This is a genomic window from Coxiella endosymbiont of Ornithodoros maritimus (genome assembly GCF_907164965.1).
Taxonomy (GTDB): Bacteria; Pseudomonadota; Gammaproteobacteria; order Coxiellales; family Coxiellaceae; genus Coxiella.
This window is the reverse complement of record NZ_CAJRAM010000109.1, coordinates 1-15,659: the sequence shown is the minus strand read 5'-3', so window position 1 is coordinate 15,659 and position 15,659 is coordinate 1. Positions and strand designations below refer to the sequence as shown.

Sequence of the window (15,659 nt, the reverse complement as noted above, 5' to 3'; positions counted from 1 at the left end):
AGAAGAATCGAGCTACTTAGAACAGCCGATTTTGTTTAGGGGTCGAAGCCGGAGGATTGAGTTTCGTCTTCAAATTTCTGGTCACAATAAAATGGTTCTGCTCTTTCTCGAATTAATTGTTCTCTGTCACGGAGTTGCGTTTCATAAGCTTCATCAATTTGGACTTTGAATGAAGCAACCTCTTCAGAAATGGCTCGCCTTGACCTAGTTTCAACGACGGAGGGAATACTTACAAATTTACACCAGCAAGCGTCAGCACTCCTTTTAAGATCTTAACGCTCTCTCATCTTGGATAAACTCTCCAAGAAAGGCTTCTATTAATTCTAATTCGGTATGAAATTTTAAAAGCCTTGCAAGAACTTCCTCATCTTTCTCTTCATCAGTGAAGAAATGGATTGAATCACATATCCTTACAATCAGGTTAAAACAATCGCTAAATGCTTCCTTAAGCTTTACCTCATCAGGCATGCTTAACAATTTGGTGCGTAGCCTTTGCATTTCTACCGAGGAAAGAAAAGTTTCATAATTGTTATAATCGGAAAGCTCATGCAATAAACCATTTTGAATTTCTTCAATTTTTTGAATAGCTAAAATTATTTCTTTTTTTCATCTTCTAGCATAATCACCAGCCATCGACCTAACGTTATTCAACCTTTCAAATTGATTGTCGCTTATTAATTGAAAGTTGATCCCTTTAATTTAAACGCTTGTTGCTAGTGATGAGCAAAGAAAATATTTTATAAAAAAGTTTTGCATTTAACGAAAAAGGTCTTATAACTATGCTTTGATTTAGAAATCAGTATAATAACATAATGATGCGCTCATCTCCAACTAAAGTTCGTTTTCTTGGCATGCCAGAAGGCCTTGGTGCTATTTATTTTACTTAGCTTTTAGCACCATTAGCTTCGCGGTTTTTTTTCAAGCCTCGTACTTTATATGCAAGAACAAATGCGCTTGAACGCCACGCAAGCAGATCTCATTACAGGCGTTTATTTTGATTATAATGTTGCATTACATATGCTGGTCGGTTACGTGGGTGGGCGGTTTTTGAGTTATCGTGTACTTGTTATTGTTGGCCTTTTTTTTAGCTCATTGTTGTCTTCTTCTCGCTCATGGCGCTCTAGCGAGTTTGTACTGGGGCTTGGCTTGCATGTTAATTGAAACAGAGACGATGGTGATTTGCTTCAACATGTTATTGTCGCAATTGTTTCAAATGGATGAAGTCGGTAAGGGTCAGAGCGAGTTTTTATGGAATTACAGCAGAATGAGTATTGCGTTCATATTGGGATTTACTCTCACGGGATGTTTTCAATTAAGAACAAATTATACGATATTATTTCTTCTCACAGCGATAAATAATGTTATTGCTATGTCTATTTTATTTTCGCAATGGAAACGTATGCGGGATATAGACACTATCTTCAGTCGGACAACGGCTAAAGCGCGCCTTAAACGGATAGGAATATAGGCACACTAATTATTTTAGTGTTAGTGCCTTTGCTGCAAGTATTACTTTATCATACTCAATTTAGCAATAATTTGGTATTAAGCGTTGGGTTTTCAATGTTGGTTGTGTTATTTCTTATTGCTTTTAAACATCACGAGGCTGCGCACAAAAAGTTATTTGCTTTTATTATCTTAATTGTCAGTGTCCAATTTTTTGAATTATTTATCAATTAGCGCCAATGGGCTTAACAGTATTTGCGAAGAACAGTGTTAATTTGCATCTATTTGGATTTCGCATTGCGCCCGGATGGATACAGAATGTTAACAGTATCACGATTGTGATCGGCGGTCCTTTACTGGCTTTGTTTTTCACTTGGATACGTAGAAAAACGAAAACGGCCGCTTTGCTGCCTTTACAATACAGCACGGGTCTCTTTCTCAGTTCCCTGAGCTTACTTATTCTTTCATTCGGAATGGCGTTAGGAGATCCACAGGGATTCATGGCCTTTGACTGGTTGTTTGTAACCTATATATTACAAGGGACGGCCGAGCTTTTAATTAGTCCTATCGGTTATTCGATGGTGGGACAATTGATTCCGACTCGTTGGCAAGGATTTGGAATGGGAACGGCGTTGTTAAACTTAGGTGCGGTTGCCGTATTTGCGAGTTTTTTCAGTTTACGATATGGGGCGACGCGAAACGCTTGACCCCTTAATCACGAATCCTTTTTACAGCCATGCTTTCATGCAATTAGGTTTTCTAGCATTGGCGGTAGCGATTATTTTGATTATTGCAGCGCTATTTATTAAATGATTAATTAGTGGCAATGAAACGCTATAAATAACCATAAATAGTCTCTATTGTTTTTAACAAAGCTGATTTTCCCTGATTGTTCTAAATAAGCTTTTCTTACATCTTCCAATTTATCATGATTTGATTTTTCCCGAATCATTTCGTTTAAGCTTGTTTCTGTCACTTGATTTTTTTGCAAAACTTTCTAATTTAATTTGCCACCTCTCATTATAATTTCTGGTTCGCCTTTTACTAATTTCCCAAAGTTGTGAGAATGGTAAGCCTCTTTCGCGAGTAACCAATGTAAGAAGATAAGCATGGTGCTTCCAACTATTGCTCGGAGTAAGGGTAGAAGGGCCGTTAACGGTGCGGCTTAACACAGCGCCGATTATGACCGTTAAGATAAGATCAGATACAGTTGCGAAATTGAAGCGCTTGTTGCCAAGTCGAAATAAAAAATCGCGTAAAAATAAATAATGACTGTTCTTATGAAGAGATAAGCAATTTCTTTATCTATATTAACTTTATAGAGAAAATTTAACCACATGCTTATGTCCTTATTCAGGATGCTTAAATTAGAAAAACCTTTTGTAAGAGAATAAAATACGAGTATTTCAACTTCAAATGGGTTCCTGGCTGGCTACATTCTTCTTTCTCTTGTTGGGTTTCGCAAGCTCATCCCGACCTACGGCTCGGTGTGCAAAAGAGGGGGTTTTCAAATTAATAATTTATTAATATAGATTTGGTAATATTTCGGCAGAGAGGTAAATCTTGCCATCGATAAATTTGGCGACGCAGCAGCAACGAGCTTGGCAGGAATTGATGCGGTTGGAGGCAGATTACGGTTTGTCTTTAGCATCGCGTCACTTCGCCGCTAATATAATGGAGCAGAAGTTTGGGCTGAAAATCAGCGTTGGTGGGAATTTATACCAACAATTTGATAGTGAAAGAGAAAAAGCGGCTTTTCTCAAAAAAATTCGCACTCCTGGAAAATGGGGTAATGACACAGTTTTGGCGTGTATTTTAGACAATTTGGGCTGTCAGTGGGCTATTTATTTAAAGGGATGGCCTCCTTATTTAACGCTTACTCACAACGCATCCACTCAGTTACGAATGGATATAGCTAATGACGCGTTCGTTGATCAAAAAGCGCAGGAAACAGGTAGCCATTATTGGTTGAATGTGAATGCCTCAAATCTGAGCCGCTCCTCGGTGGCGAATAAAAGCATCCCTGGGGATTGCCTTTACAATGCGTTAGCGTTTCAGATTAGTTGCGATCGTTTAACAGTTAGAAAGGAATACCCTAATACACTGTCAGATGGAGTTTCAAATGAAGAAAAACCGCTTGAATCCGTTAATCCGTCACCTGAAGCCTATTTAACCATTGAAAAAGCCGCTCAATTGTTTGAAGCAGAAATGAAAAAGGCCGATGCGTTTTATGCGAAGGCTCTTGAGACCTTACAGGCGGCAACGCCCTCTCAATTACGAGCGCTTTACGATCAAGCCAGAATAATTGTGGGAAATACTGATTCTTACCTTAAGATACAGCCCCATTCATGCAGTGGGCGCGCCCGATAAAGCCACGCGTCAAAAATTCCAAAAGGGAGTAGAAGATGGGCACATTCGTCAACTTCGTGAAGACTGTTTAAAAGCACTACCAAGAGAGCAGCTCATTCATATCTTAGCCCGAGAAGTTTGGCGTAATTCAGTGATTTTGTGGGCGCCTGAAATCAGGTCGTTTTATTCCAAAATAAACAAACAGGAAAAACAACGTGCTTTAAGCAAAGTAGGATTGTTTGCTGAGCGCACCACTTGCGGCAGAGAGCTCACTAAAGAATATAACGACTTAAATCCTCATCCTCAGCTAGCTTTTTAAGCTGCTTGTTAACATAAGCAGCATCAATCGTAATAGATTCACCTTGCTTATCGGTAGCTTCGAACGAAACCTCTTCTAACAAACGTTCCATAATGGTATGTAAACGGCGTGCGCCGATGTTTTCGGAGTGGTCGTTAACTTGATAAGCAATTTCAGCGAGACGTTTGATACCGTCTTTGGTAAACGACAATCCAAAGTTCTCGGTTTTCAATAATTCGGTGTATTGTTCGGTCAGGGATGCTTTGGGTTCTGTTAATATTCGAACAAAGTCGTCCGCCGTGAGCGCTTTCAGTTCAACACGAATGGGGAAACGCCCTTGCAATTCAGGCACTAAGTCTGATGGTCTTGCGATATAGAAAGCGCCGGAGGCAATAAATAAAACATGATCTGTTTTAACTATCCCATATTTAGTAAATACAGTGCTGCCTTCAACGAGCGGTAATAAATCACGCTGCACCCCTTCGCGGGAAACATCGGCACCGACAGCGCCCTCGCGTTTAACGATTTTATCAATTTCGTCAATGAATACGATCCCATTTTGCTCAACGCTGGCCAGAGCCGTGGATTTAATTTGATCTTCGTCGACTAATTTCGCTGCCTCTTCTTCTCCCAATATGCGCAAGGCATCCTTAACTTTTAAGCGGCGAGATTTGCTGCGACGGCTCGACATACTGGACATAATACCTTGCAATTGACTCACCATCTCTTCCATGCCTGGAGGGCCCATAATTTCAAACGATGGATGTGCGCTAACTTCGACTTCGATTTCTTTATCGTCCAGCTCGCCACTGCGAAGTTTTTTACGAAAGAGTTGTCGAGTGGCTGATTCTTTTTTCTCAGTGGGCTTTTCCTCGGCTGTCGGTTCGCCTTGGAAGCCTCCACGGGCCGGTGGGATGAGAGCGTCAAGAACGCGCTCTTCAGCAGCTTCTTCCGCCAAAGTTTTCACCTGGCGGGTAGCCTTTTCACGGGTCATCTTGACAGCGACATCTACAAGATCGCGAATGATAGATTCTACGTCGCGCCCGACATAGCCCACTTCCGTAAATTTGGTTGCTTCAATTTTAAGGAAGGGGGCACCTGCGAGATCGGATAAGCGTCGGGCGATCTCGGTTTTGCCGACGCCGGTTGGGCCGATCATTAAAATATTTTTTGGGAAAATTTCGCGCCGTAATTCTTCTCCTAGTTGCATACGCCGCCAGCGATTACGAAGCGCGATGGCCACCGCGCGTTTAGCATCATTTTGACCAATGATGAATTTATCAAGTTCTGCGACGATTTCTCGCGGAGTCATTGTTATTTGAGCTGCCATAGTTTTACCCGCTGTTAATTATGTAGTTAACTTTCGCTATCCAGTTCTTCGATTGTAAAATTTAGGTTTGTATAAATACAAATGTCAGCGGCAATGGTTAAGGCTTTTTCGACAATTTTGCGTGCGCCAAGTTTTGTATTTTCTAATAAGGCTTTCGCCGCGGCTTGGGCGAAGGAGCCGCCTGAGCCGATAGCCATTAGGCTCTGTTCTGGTCCAATGACGTCGCCAAGGCCGGTAATGATAAGGGATGCTTTGGAATCCGCCACGGCGAGTAATGCTTCGAGCCGTCGAAGGATTCGATCCGTGCGCCAGTCTTTAGCGAGTTCAACAGCAGCACGAGTCAAATTGCCAGAATGCTTTTCGAGCTTGCTCTCAAAGCGCTCGAACAGCGTGAATGCGTCTGCCGTCCCGCCAGCAAAGCCAGCAATGACCTTGTCGTTGTAGAGTTGGCGCACCTTTCGAGCATTGGCTTTCATGATGGTCCTGCCCATCGAAACTTGCCCATCACCGCCAATGACAACTTTGCCATTTCGTCTTACGGAAAGAATCGTTGTACCTCGAAATTGTTCCACACCATTTCTCCAACGCTTTTACAGTTAGAATGTAGATTGGGTTAAGAAAAGCAATTTTCAACCCTTCCAAATATTTTGTGTATCGCAAAGACTTTAGCGAGCAGGTTTTTCTTTGCTAATCCCTTGCTTTTGCGGGAAGTGTGAGTTTTGAGGCCTAGAGTCAGAATCGTCCGTTTTTGAGGAAGTGACTTGCATTTTAGGTAAAAGCGTATAAAAGTCGAATCGAGGTTGCGTTTTGGTGAAGACGACAGCGGGATGGGGGAGAGGAGGAGGGGAGGAAATTACTTTGTGATGAGGGTGGAGAAGGTAGTTTTTTAAATAAAGTATTAACGAGAAAAATAAAGCTAAACTTCCACTAACGACTATGAAAGTTAACCATCGAGGTCGGCGTCGAGGTCGCGATTGTTTGGCGTAATCCCTCGTCATTGTTGCGGAGCGGGGGACGGTAAATTATTAAATAATAATTTACCCTTATAGTAGTTTATCGTTAGTTCGACATTTTGATTCTGCTGGATAAGTTTTTTATTATTTATCCAATATTGAATTTGCTGATCTGCTATTTGCTCTGGCGTTAACGCTTGATCGTCGAGCTCTACTTTTTTGTCTTCATAAATACGGCTCAATTCTTTTTTTAACCAAGCCATTGGGATTTTGGCTTGTAATTTACCCTTTGAATTTATTATGATCTGTGATAAATCGGGCGATTGATTTTGCGCAAGTAAATAAAGCTGTCCTTGCACACTTACTTGCCCCTCTTCTGTTCCGAAGATTAAATGAGCTAATGAAACTTCCAGGCCCTGAGCTAATAAATTAATGGCTGGCGTCTGAAATTGATGGAGTTGCTGAGGATTCAACTTTAGGTGATTTTGATTTAAAGCAGTATTTATCAGATTAACCAGCGCGGCGGTGTTGATTTGAGTGAGCGAAAATTTTATGTCAAGCGGCGCTAAATTAAGGGGGGCGTCTTTAATGCTGTCAGCGTGGCTGGAAAAAGTAAATGTCGTCGTATCATTCACTGGGTTCTGTTGATTTTCCAAAATAAAATTTTTTACTTCGATGGGTTGTTCCGGCGTAAGATAATAAGTGAATTTATTTAAAGATAGAGAACGTTTCCCTTCCCACAAAGGGGTTGCATAATGTAAATCATTATACCAGGTAATATTATCCATAATTAAAATTTTATTTTGTTGTTCGGAAATGAGCGCTGATTTAATCACCGCATCCGAAACTAGTCGCTGAGTTAAGGGATTATAGAGAATTTCCAAATTTGTATCTTTTAGAACAATTTGTTCTTGCCCGTTAGCAACGTTGACGTTGCTAGCATAGATCGAGTTTTTGCTAGAATTGTTGAAACGCAAAAGTGTGGAGGAGTGAAAAGTGAAATTAGGGTCGTTGCTTGTGGTATACAGCAACGCTTTTGCGCAATGCAATTTTACTTTGTGATTATTTTTGCTAAAAATAAAAGGGCCATTGAAAATGTGTTGATTAATGGTAAATTTAATCGGTTGAGTTGTTTTATCTTCAGAATTTGGAATAATTACTTGTATAACGGCTTTTGAAGCAAACCAACCACGATCAAAATTGATGAGTTTTAAACTCACGTTATGGGATTGTGAGAGACGAGTAAGGATAGAGGAGTAATTATTTTTGAGCCAAAAACTCATGCCGAGTGGCAAAACAAGAAGAACAATGACAACAATAAGCGCCACACCAATAATACTGTTGATTAATTTACGCATTTTCCACTCCTAATCACATTTCTTCTGGGGCAGACACACCGAGCAGCGTTAAGCCATTGTGGATAATTTGCTGCACAGCGCTAATTAAGTTTAATCGTGCATTACGGAGGTTATCATCTTTAATTAAAAAACGTTCTGCATTGTAATACGTATGGAATTGATTGGCGAGTGTTTGTAGGTAGCACGCAAGCAGGTGTGGCGCGTAATGCGTGGCGCCCCTTTTGATTACCTCAGGGTAGCGGCCTAACGTAGCCAAGAGCTCTTTTTCATAATTTTTTGATAACAAAGATAAATTTTCCATTCCCTGCGATCGATCCCAATTTTTTTGGATCGTTTTTAGCTGACGAAAGACACTGCAAATGCGGGCATGCGCGTACTGGATATAATAGACGGGGTTTTCATTCGATTGCGATTTCGCTAATTCAAGGTCAAAGTCCAGGTGCTGATCCGATTTTCGCATTATATAAAAAAAACGCGCGGCATCACTCCCCACTTCATGGCGCAACTCTCGCAGAGTGACAAAAGTACCACCACGGGTAGACATAGAGACTTTTTTGTTTCCTCGATAAAGGATGGCAAATTGCACTAGCAAGATATGCAATTTTTCTGGCGCTTTCCCCAATCCTTTTAAAAAACCACGAATACGGGGAATATAACCATGATGGTCAGCACCGAATATGTCGATGATTTGGTCATAACCTTGGTTGAATTTGTGAAGGTGATACGCCACATCCGAAGCAAAATAGGTAGGCAAGCCGTTTTTACGAATCAATACGCGATCTTTTTCATCCCCAAGTGCGGTAGCGTGGAACCATTGGGCCCCATTTTTTTCGTAAACGTAGCCGTGTTTAGCTAAAAGGTTGAGCGCTTCCTGAATTAAACCTTCACGAACTAAGCAGCTTTCTGAAAACCAGTCATCGTAGGTGACACCAAATTCTTCGAGATCGTTTTTGATATCGTTCAGAATACTATCGAGCGCTGCCTGAAAAACGCAGTCAAAGTCCTCGGGCCCCAATAAGTCTTTTTGGGCAGTTACCCACGCGTCGAGGTAAGCTTCCGGGTCGGCATTTGAATCGATTTCTTCCGGTATTTTTGCCTGAATGGATTCGACGGAATGGTAGAATTGCTTGCTATATTTGTCCTTTAGCGCTTCGGCAATGTCGATAATGTACTCCCCTTGATAAGCGTTTTTAGGAAGTTCAATCGACGCCTCATAACCTTGTAAATACCGAACCCAAACGCTTAAGGCGAGAATGCCCATTTGCCGTCCCGCATCATTGACGTAGTATTCCTGATGCACCTCAAAACCCGCGGCTTTCAATAGATTGGCCACACAAGCGCCGTAAGCTGCCCCGCGGCCATGCCCTACATGCAGTGGACCGGTAGGATTGGCGGAAACGTATTCCATATACACGCGTTGACCTTTACCCAACTCGCTTCGACCATAGTCTTTTCCTGCTTTGAAAATCGAAGAAACTACAGTTTGATAACTTCCTTCGGTCACGAAGAAATTGATAAACCCCGGTCCAGCGATTTCCACCTCCGTGATTTGTGCTGAAGGAGGTAATGCTTCCACTATTTTTTTCGCCAATGCGTATGGGCTCATGCCAGCGGCTTTCGACAGTGTGAGTGCCAAATTTGTCGCAAAATCGCCGTGTTTTGGGTCTTTGGTGTGGGTAATTTTAATCACTGGCGTTACTTCAGGCTTCAATACACCCTTCGTTTTCAGTTTTTCAATCGCCTGATTTAATAATGTTTCAATCTGCTGCTTCATGCTTGATAAGTCTAGCATGTTAGGGAGGGAATGAAATCACGGTAACGTGATAAGCTATTTGAAGTTATCTTAAGCTTAATGCTTTGGATCATTACAAAATGTTACATAATTTTAATGCGTTGAAATAGAAGGGGTGTCTTAAGGAGTTAAGATTTAAATATGATAGTTTATTATTGATATGAATTTCACTACGATCGGAGGGGCAAAAAATCGTTGTGAACCACCTTTGGATGACCATAAAAGGCCGATCCACAACCCCGCTGAAAGAAGTTATGTTGGCGCTTTCCTCATTCATTGTATGACACTAATTGATATGAATGCGAGATGGGATAAATATTGTACTGAACACAGTGAAGAAAAGCCTAAATATTTCCAGAATCCGCAGTTTAATGAATTTTTACAAAGCAGTCGACTAAGGTTGGAAATAGAGGAGATGATAAAAATAAGTCAAGGTACAGCACAAGAAAAAACAACTAGAATAGTTACAAAGTTCAAGGTTGGTCAGTTGACATTAGTTGATGATCCTCTAAAGCCGCTGCAGGTTATCAATCGAAAATATCAAAGAAGAGAAAGATACAACTACGACGCTGGAGTAAGTGCTTTATATTTGAATATTTTGGAAAGAGGTCACTATTATACGTTGGAAACATTAGCTAGTATTTCAGATCTCGATGGCAAAGTTGAGAAAGGTTTTTTTTTCTCAGTGTAAGATTCCGCTTGAAAAATTTTATCAAGGAGATCATTCCTTCTGTTACCAAGATCACACTTATTTTGTTCTTGAAAAAACTAAAGTTCAGAATTATGTTCGCTCTCTCCAGCCCGAGCAAGGTGTTATTAATTCCCTAGTGGCAACCCTCGTTTATAATGCTTATGGAAAAGAAAAAGAAGAATATTGCCAATTAATCGAGAAAGAGGTCGAACGTAAAAAAAGGTTCTGTGCTCGCATCGATGGCATGATTTCTAAATATTAAAGATAAATTATCGCAAGAGATTAATAAACAAGAAATTCTTAAAACCAAGTCTTTTTTGCCAAAATTTTTGCTAACTTTTTGGGTAAATAAGGAAACTGAATTAAAAACACAAAAACAAGAAGATATAGAAAAACTTCATCGAGAGATGCGTCAAAATAATTATGATGAAGAATTTATACGATCTGAAATTGATTTTATAAAAACTAACCGAAGGAGTAATTCGCTGTTAAAATGCCGTTTGTGGCCTGGTTTGTTTTCTTCGCGGGCAGAGAAATTGATTGACGACATAAAACATGAAGCAGAAAAAGAATCAAAAAGAGCGCCCAAACGTGGATCACCCCTCCCTTCAGATACCGGACCCTTTAGGGCAATTCTTCCATGACATAGCAAAGAGAAATGCTATAATCTCCACCCATGACAGGTTCTTCACATATTCTCATCGTCGATGACGACAGTGATATTCGAGATCTTTTAGGTAAATTTCTGCGCCAGCATGGTTTTGAGGCCAGCTTGGCGAAGGATGGGAGCGAAATGCAGGCCATTTTGCTGAAGCAAGCCGTGGACCTCGTTATTCTTGACATTATGATGCCAGGAGAGGATGGTTTAACGTTGTGTTGTCAAATCCGCACTAATTCGACTATTCCCCCATTCTTATGCTCACGGCCATTAGTGAAGAGGTAGATCGTATTTTGGGTTTGGAGATGGGAGTGGACGATTATTTAAGCAAGCCTTTTAATCCGCGGGAATTACTGGCGGGGGTTAGGGCGATTTTGCGGCGTAGCCAAGGGAAGGGGGCGGGCTCCCTGAATGTCGCGGGGGCAAATGAGCGGGTCATTTATGAATTTGCGGGATGCTCGTTAGATCCTGCTGAGCGCCGGTTGAAGTCTCCCGACAGCTTAGAAATTACTTTGAGTAGTGGTGAGTTTGACTTATTGCACGCGCTGGTGCAACACTCACAACAAGTGTTAAGCCGCGATAAATTATTGGATTTAACTAAACATCACGAAGCAGGGTCTTTTGACCGCAGCATAGATATTCAAATTAGCTGGTTGCGGCACAAGTTGGGACAAGATCCCAAAAATCCCCAAATCATCAAAACCATCCTCGGTGGTGGCTATGTGTTGGCTGCGGAAGTCGTTCGAAAACAAAGACTATGATGATGCGCATTGTCGATAAATTTGCGCGCTATGTCAGTGGCAGTAGCGCTTTTGCCATTTTATGCGTCATTATTATTACACACCTTATCACCATGACGTTTTATATTAACGATAGCCGTCGTGCGCGACGCGCAGCCGATCGTGACGCGATGATTCAAAAAATTATTAACGTGATTAATTTATTAGAAGCGACACCGGTCGAAGAACGCGCGAGAGCAATTGCAGCGATGAATGACCCCGATATGAAAGCGTCTATCTCAAGCAAACCCCAATTTGCTCTGCAATTTCAAGATATTTCCTTTTGGCAAATCAATGGAGCATTCCGAAAGCAACTGGGTGCATTTGCCGTTTTAAATCTATTAACCAAAGATCAATGGTTGAATATCAATGCCACTTTATACACTCATTTTCTTTTAAGACAGTTAATGTTCTTTGTATTCGAAATCATCGCTTTTGGTTTTATTTTAATTTTAACCTGGTCTATTAATCGCTTTACTCGTCCGATTGAAAATTTTCGGCGCGCGGCCGAGCGATTAAGCATGAATTTAAATACCCAACCTGTGCCGATTGAGGGTCCGTCGGTGGTGCAAGAAGCCGCAAGGGCAATGAATCGGATGCAGCAGCGGATTCAAGATTTAATTCGTAATCGCACCCAAATGATAGCGGCGATTTCGCATGATTTGCGAACGCCCATCACCCGGATGAAATTACGTGCTCAATTTCTCAATGATTCCACGACGCGCAATGCGTTGGTAAAAGATTTAAATGAAATGGAGGTTATGATTAATGAGACGTTATCTTTTGCTCGGGATGATTTTGCTGATGATGTTAAAGTCAACCTTGATTTAGTCTCTCTCGTTTTTTCGTTGGTTGAATCCATGCAGGACATGGGATACAACATTCAATTCCACGGCCATCCCCAGCGTGTTAAAACATTGGGCCAAGCCAGCGCATTAAAACGAGCGTTTATTAATTTATTAAATAATGCTATTCGTTATGCAAAGAATGTCGACGTTTGTATTCAATGGCGCCAGAATCGAGTGAAAGTTCTGATTGAAGACGATGGTCCGGGAATTGCTGAAAAGGAATTAGAGTAGGTGTTTGAACCCTTTTATCGCGGTGAACATTCTTGCTCGCGAGACACCGGAGGGGTTGAGTTAGGTTTGGCGGTTACACGGGATATTATTTCTGATCACAATGGAAAAGTAATTTTAACGAATCGACCCAACGGTGGTTTATGCGTGACGGTGGAATTACTTTCAGAGGTTCATTAGAGTTATTCTGTTATGAGTAATGCTATTCGCTCTATTGGAATTTTAAGGTTGGGCGCTCTCGGCGATATTTGTCTTACCGTTCCATTGGTGCGCCTGTTACAAAAACATCTACCTCAGACTGAAATTTATTGGATTATTAGCCGCTCTCTTTATCCGCTAGTTGAAGGCCTATCAAACGTTAATTTTATTGTTATTGATAAGCCAAAAACCATTGTTGATTATTGGCGCTGTTATCTTCAATTCAAATCTTATTATTTTGATGCGTTGCTCGTTCCGCAAGCGACTTTTCGTTCTAATATTCTCTGTGCGTTGACCCGAGCGAAAGTTAAGTATGGCTATGGAAAATTACACAGCCGCAATTTGCAACGTTGGTTTGTTAATAAAACAGTAACCGCGAAGCCTGAGCATTTAGTTGAATGTTTTTTGCGATTTGCAGAGCCTTTTGGAGTTTTTGATAAAGAAATTGATTGGCGGCTGCCGGCAGAGGAAAGCGATCGAGAATGGGCGAAGTCCCAATTGGCGCCATTTCCAGAAAAATGGCTCGCGATTTGTCCTAGTGCTAGTAAAGTGGAACGTAATTGGTTGAGTGAACGTTATGCCGCAGTGGTGAATCAATTAAACAAACAGTGGGATTTTAATGTGGTATTAATAGGGGGAATAAGTTCGTTAGAGAAAAAAATGGCTCAAGAAATCAGCGATCAGCTGGACGCGCCTAGCCTTAATTTAGTGGGAAAAAGTTCGTTGAAACGGTTGGCTGCCTTATTGGACGAAGTAGATGTTTTATTGTCTCCAGACACAGGGCCTTTACACATCGCTCAGGCAATGGGGACGCCGGTGGTCGGGTTATATTCAGTAGCCCCGCCAGAAAAAACGGGCCCTTATTTTTCTCAACGATGGGTCGTTAATAAATACCCTCTTGCGGTAAAAACAATTTTAAAAAAAGATCCGGCGAAGGTGTCATGGCACCAGCGGGTGCATTCGTCTAACGCGATGAAATTAATTGAAGTAAGTGAAGTGGTTAATAAGTTAAACGAATTGTTTTCTGAATTATTTTTTAAGTGTGATTGAGTTTCTGCTGGCATTTTTTATTTAATTAGTCGATCAAAAGCGAAGAGGCTTTGGTCTTTGTTGCGAACACGCCGTCAACCCATCCATGAGAGCTCGGAAGACGTTATCCAGGCGGCTTACGGTCTGTAGAAAGACCAAAACCTCTTTGCTTTCCGTGCTTTTAGAAAAGTTGGTTCAATGAATATTGAGGTTTTATTGATAACGTTCAACAATGAATTTTTTTATTAAGGGATCGACGGGTTTTAAACCATTTTTATCTTCGTATAAATAATGATGATTTACTAAATAATTAATGGCGCTTTTTGTGCTGGAGGGGGTAGTTTTACTTTGTCGAGAAATAATTTACTGTTGGGGTCGTTGACAGCGTTCAAAAGGGCCATGGTGGTAAACCACTTTCATTCGATTGGTGTTTAGAGGCTCTAAATCTGGAATAATTTTCCCTCTATTTTCAACTAAGGCTTCTTCCCAACCGTGGTTGACATTGGACACGGTGGGCTTTTTGCTGTAATCCCAAAGTTTGTCGCAAAGCAAATTTACATAATAAGGATGTAATTCGCTTATGGTTAGAATAGCAGAAATCACTTCGTCAGGTAATTGGCTATGCCATTGTCGTTTGGTTGCTTTTTGAATACGTGCACTGAAATGGATCTCGTTGATTCGGTTAAGAATGATTTTGTTGCATAGCATGTAGAGCGGTTGGTTTTTCTCGTCGAAAATTTTATTTAGCATTTTGCGTGAGCTGCCAGAGAAAATGTAACTGACATGTTTGGAATGTTGCGCGACGGATCGGATGGCAGCTCGGATTTTGTTGGTTTCATCTACTTTTAAGACATCTTGAAATTCATTAAAAAATAAAACCATTCGTTTTTTGTGCTTTTTAGCAAATTTTATCAAATTTTTCGAGCCATTCGAGAAGATCTACAAGCTGATCAATGGGATTCGATAAAGATTTTACAAGCTCTGTACGAATATTAATATGTCCCGATTTCACTCCTATCGAGACGGATTTAAAACATTGATCAATCACTTTTATTGTTTTTTCGTAATTAGCAACTTTGTGACAAATATCTTCTTTGTAAACAACAGAAAATAAATGAACCCACGCGAATAAGTACTTTCTAAAGTTAGCGAGTGAGTAACCAGGCTCGTTTTTCCATATCGTCTTAAGCGAGAATAACGATATGTTGGTTTTTTTCTACATTATTCAACAATTGCCGCTTTTCGGATTCTTGGTTACAGAAGCTCTCTGAGGAGGGCACTTTCGTAGTGAAATAGGGCATGATTGCATTATAGTTTATGTTAGGCATAGTATACACCTTACTTTTGGGTGCGTCTTCAGGATGCGATTAGAAGTGTAGGTTTTCTATACCACCTTGCGGGCCCAGTGGCTAAGTAACCTAATGAAAAGTGCCCCTCCTTAAAGAGGGCGTTATAATGCGCCAACATAGAGTTTCTATTTTTAAAAAAAGGAGCAGGGCCATGAAAGATATTAAAATACTTGGTGTTGGTATTTATTGCAAAAGGGGTTTTTCAACTGTGTGGGATTGATGAGTGGGGTAAGGTGATCCACACGAGAGGGGTTAGGCGCTCAATATGTGTCCACTGTGGCAAGGCCTTAAGGTGGCTTGTGTGGTTGATAGAAGCGTGTGGAGGCGCGAACCATTGGTATCGGGTTCATGGG

The 15,659-nt window shown here is 41.0% G+C and carries 12 protein-coding genes and 7 pseudogenes; 11 read left to right on the top strand and 8 right to left on the bottom strand.

Going from position 1 to position 15,659, the window contains the following annotated elements; translation table 11 throughout:
* Nucleotides 1-35 precede the first annotated feature (35 nt).
* Nucleotides 36-629, bottom strand: a pseudogene (locus OWO34_RS09205) (CBU_2016 family Dot/Icm T4SS effector).
* Between the two features lie 307 nt (nt 630-936).
* Between OWO34_RS09205 and OWO34_RS09200 the strand changes: the two are divergent.
* From OWO34_RS09200 to OWO34_RS09180, 5 genes are read left to right on the top strand one after another with little or no spacing between them, the layout of a single operon-like run.
* Nucleotides 937-1,161: a hypothetical protein gene (locus OWO34_RS09200; RefSeq protein WP_267257279.1), complete on the top strand. Its 225-nt coding sequence runs from the start codon at nt 937-939 to the stop codon at nt 1,159-1,161.
* Nucleotides 1,151-1,468: a hypothetical protein gene (locus OWO34_RS09195; protein WP_267257278.1), complete on the top strand. Its 318-nt coding sequence runs from the start codon at nt 1,151-1,153 to the stop codon at nt 1,466-1,468. The genes OWO34_RS09200 and OWO34_RS09195 overlap by 11 nt, the downstream gene beginning before the upstream one ends.
* A gap of 17 nt (nt 1,469-1,485) precedes the next feature.
* On the top strand, nt 1,486-1,680 hold the full coding sequence (locus OWO34_RS09190; RefSeq protein ID WP_267257277.1) for a hypothetical protein: 195 nt from the start codon (nt 1,486-1,488) through the stop codon (nt 1,678-1,680).
* A 5-nt stretch (nt 1,681-1,685) separates the two neighbouring features.
* A complete protein-coding gene (locus OWO34_RS09185; RefSeq protein WP_267257276.1) occupies nt 1,686-2,153 on the top strand; it encodes a POT-type proton-dependent oligopeptide transporter in 468 nt (155 codons plus the stop codon).
* Complete coding sequence (locus tag OWO34_RS09180; protein WP_267257275.1) at nt 2,131-2,259, top strand: hypothetical protein; 129 nt, start codon at nt 2,131-2,133, stop codon at nt 2,257-2,259. The genes OWO34_RS09185 and OWO34_RS09180 overlap by 23 nt, the downstream gene beginning before the upstream one ends.
* Nucleotides 2,260-2,263: 4 nt before the next feature.
* Here the strand turns inward: OWO34_RS09180 and OWO34_RS09175 are convergent.
* A pseudogene (locus OWO34_RS09175) lies at nt 2,264-2,642 on the bottom strand (DUF421 domain-containing protein).
* A 367-nt stretch (nt 2,643-3,009) separates the two neighbouring features.
* On the opposite strand from OWO34_RS09175, the pseudogene OWO34_RS09170 reads away from it, so the two are divergent.
* Nucleotides 3,010-4,114, top strand: a pseudogene (locus OWO34_RS09170) (CBU_2013 family Dot/Icm T4SS effector).
* Here OWO34_RS09170 and hslU read toward each other — a convergent pair.
* The 5 genes from hslU to argS all read right to left on the bottom strand — a co-directional run bounded on the left by hslU (nt 4,068) and on the right by argS (nt 9,526).
* Nucleotides 4,068-5,411 carry an ATP-dependent protease ATPase subunit HslU gene (gene hslU / locus OWO34_RS09165; protein WP_267257286.1) on the bottom strand — a complete coding sequence of 448 codons (1,344 nt, stop codon included), beginning with the start codon at nt 5,409-5,411 and terminating at the stop codon, nt 4,068-4,070. The pseudogene OWO34_RS09170 and the gene hslU overlap by 47 nt on opposite strands.
* A 38-nt stretch (nt 5,412-5,449) precedes the next feature.
* Complete coding sequence (hslV, locus tag OWO34_RS09160; RefSeq protein ID WP_267257274.1) at nt 5,450-5,995, bottom strand: ATP-dependent protease subunit HslV; 546 nt, start codon at nt 5,993-5,995, stop codon at nt 5,450-5,452.
* Between the two features lie 93 nt (nt 5,996-6,088).
* Nucleotides 6,089-6,421: a hypothetical protein gene (locus OWO34_RS09155; protein ID WP_267257273.1), complete on the bottom strand. Its 333-nt coding sequence runs from the start codon at nt 6,419-6,421 to the stop codon at nt 6,089-6,091.
* A complete protein-coding gene (locus tag OWO34_RS09150; RefSeq protein ID WP_267257272.1) occupies nt 6,418-7,734 on the bottom strand; it encodes a YdgA family protein in 1,317 nt (438 codons plus the stop codon). The genes OWO34_RS09155 and OWO34_RS09150 overlap by 4 nt, the downstream gene beginning before the upstream one ends.
* 13 nt (nt 7,735-7,747) lie before the next feature.
* On the bottom strand, nt 7,748-9,526 hold the full coding sequence (gene argS / locus OWO34_RS09145) for an arginine--tRNA ligase (RefSeq protein WP_267257271.1): 1,779 nt from the start codon (nt 9,524-9,526) through the stop codon (nt 7,748-7,750).
* Nucleotides 9,527-9,721: 195 nt separating this feature from the next.
* Between argS and OWO34_RS09140 the strand changes: the two are divergent.
* The 4 genes and pseudogenes from OWO34_RS09140 (at nt 9,722) to OWO34_RS09125 (ending at nt 13,978) form a co-directional block, all read left to right on the top strand.
* Nucleotides 9,722-10,845 (top strand): annotated as a pseudogene (locus OWO34_RS09140) (CBU_2007 family Dot/Icm T4SS effector).
* 48 nt (nt 10,846-10,893) lie between these two features.
* Nucleotides 10,894-11,636, top strand: a pseudogene (locus OWO34_RS09135) (response regulator).
* A pseudogene (locus tag OWO34_RS09130) lies at nt 11,633-12,910 on the top strand (ATP-binding protein). The pseudogenes OWO34_RS09135 and OWO34_RS09130 overlap by 4 nt, the downstream one beginning before the upstream one ends.
* A gap of 12 nt (nt 12,911-12,922) precedes the next feature.
* Nucleotides 12,923-13,978, top strand: a complete 1,056-nt coding sequence (locus OWO34_RS09125) for a glycosyltransferase family 9 protein (RefSeq protein WP_267257270.1) — start codon at nt 12,923-12,925, stop codon at nt 13,976-13,978.
* 342 nt (nt 13,979-14,320) lie between these two features.
* Here the strand turns inward: OWO34_RS09125 and OWO34_RS09120 are convergent, their stop codons facing one another.
* A complete protein-coding gene (locus tag OWO34_RS09120) occupies nt 14,321-14,839 on the bottom strand; it encodes an ATP-binding protein (RefSeq protein ID WP_267257269.1) in 519 nt (172 codons plus the stop codon).
* Nucleotides 14,840-15,457: 618 nt separating this feature from the next.
* On the opposite strand from OWO34_RS09120, the pseudogene OWO34_RS09115 reads away from it, so the two are divergent.
* Nucleotides 15,458-15,659: pseudogene (locus tag OWO34_RS09115) on the top strand (IS110 family transposase); the annotation flags it as partial.

Bases quoted from the DNA above. Each gene is read 5' to 3' on its own strand.
- OWO34_RS09200 (WP_267257279.1), top strand. From the start codon at position 937: ATGCAAGAACAAATGCGCTTGAACGCCACGCAAGCAGATCTCATTACA.
- OWO34_RS09195 (WP_267257278.1), top strand. From the start codon at position 1,151: ATGTTAATTGAAACAGAGACGATGGTGATTTGCTTCAACATGTTATTG.
- OWO34_RS09185 (WP_267257276.1), top strand. From the start codon at position 1,686: ATGGGCTTAACAGTATTTGCGAAGAACAGTGTTAATTTGCATCTATTT.
- OWO34_RS09180 (WP_267257275.1), top strand. From the start codon at position 2,131: ATGGGGCGACGCGAAACGCTTGACCCCTTAATCACGAATCCTTTTTAC.
- OWO34_RS09155 (WP_267257273.1), bottom strand. From the start codon at position 6,421: ATGACGAGGGATTACGCCAAACAATCGCGACCTCGACGCCGACCTCGA.
- OWO34_RS09150 (WP_267257272.1), bottom strand. From the start codon at position 7,734: ATGCGTAAATTAATCAACAGTATTATTGGTGTGGCGCTTATTGTTGTC.
- argS (WP_267257271.1), bottom strand. From the start codon at position 9,526: ATGCTAGACTTATCAAGCATGAAGCAGCAGATTGAAACATTATTAAAT.
- OWO34_RS09125 (WP_267257270.1), top strand. From the start codon at position 12,923: ATGAGTAATGCTATTCGCTCTATTGGAATTTTAAGGTTGGGCGCTCTC.
- OWO34_RS09120 (WP_267257269.1), bottom strand. From the start codon at position 14,839: ATGGTTTTATTTTTTAATGAATTTCAAGATGTCTTAAAAGTAGATGAA.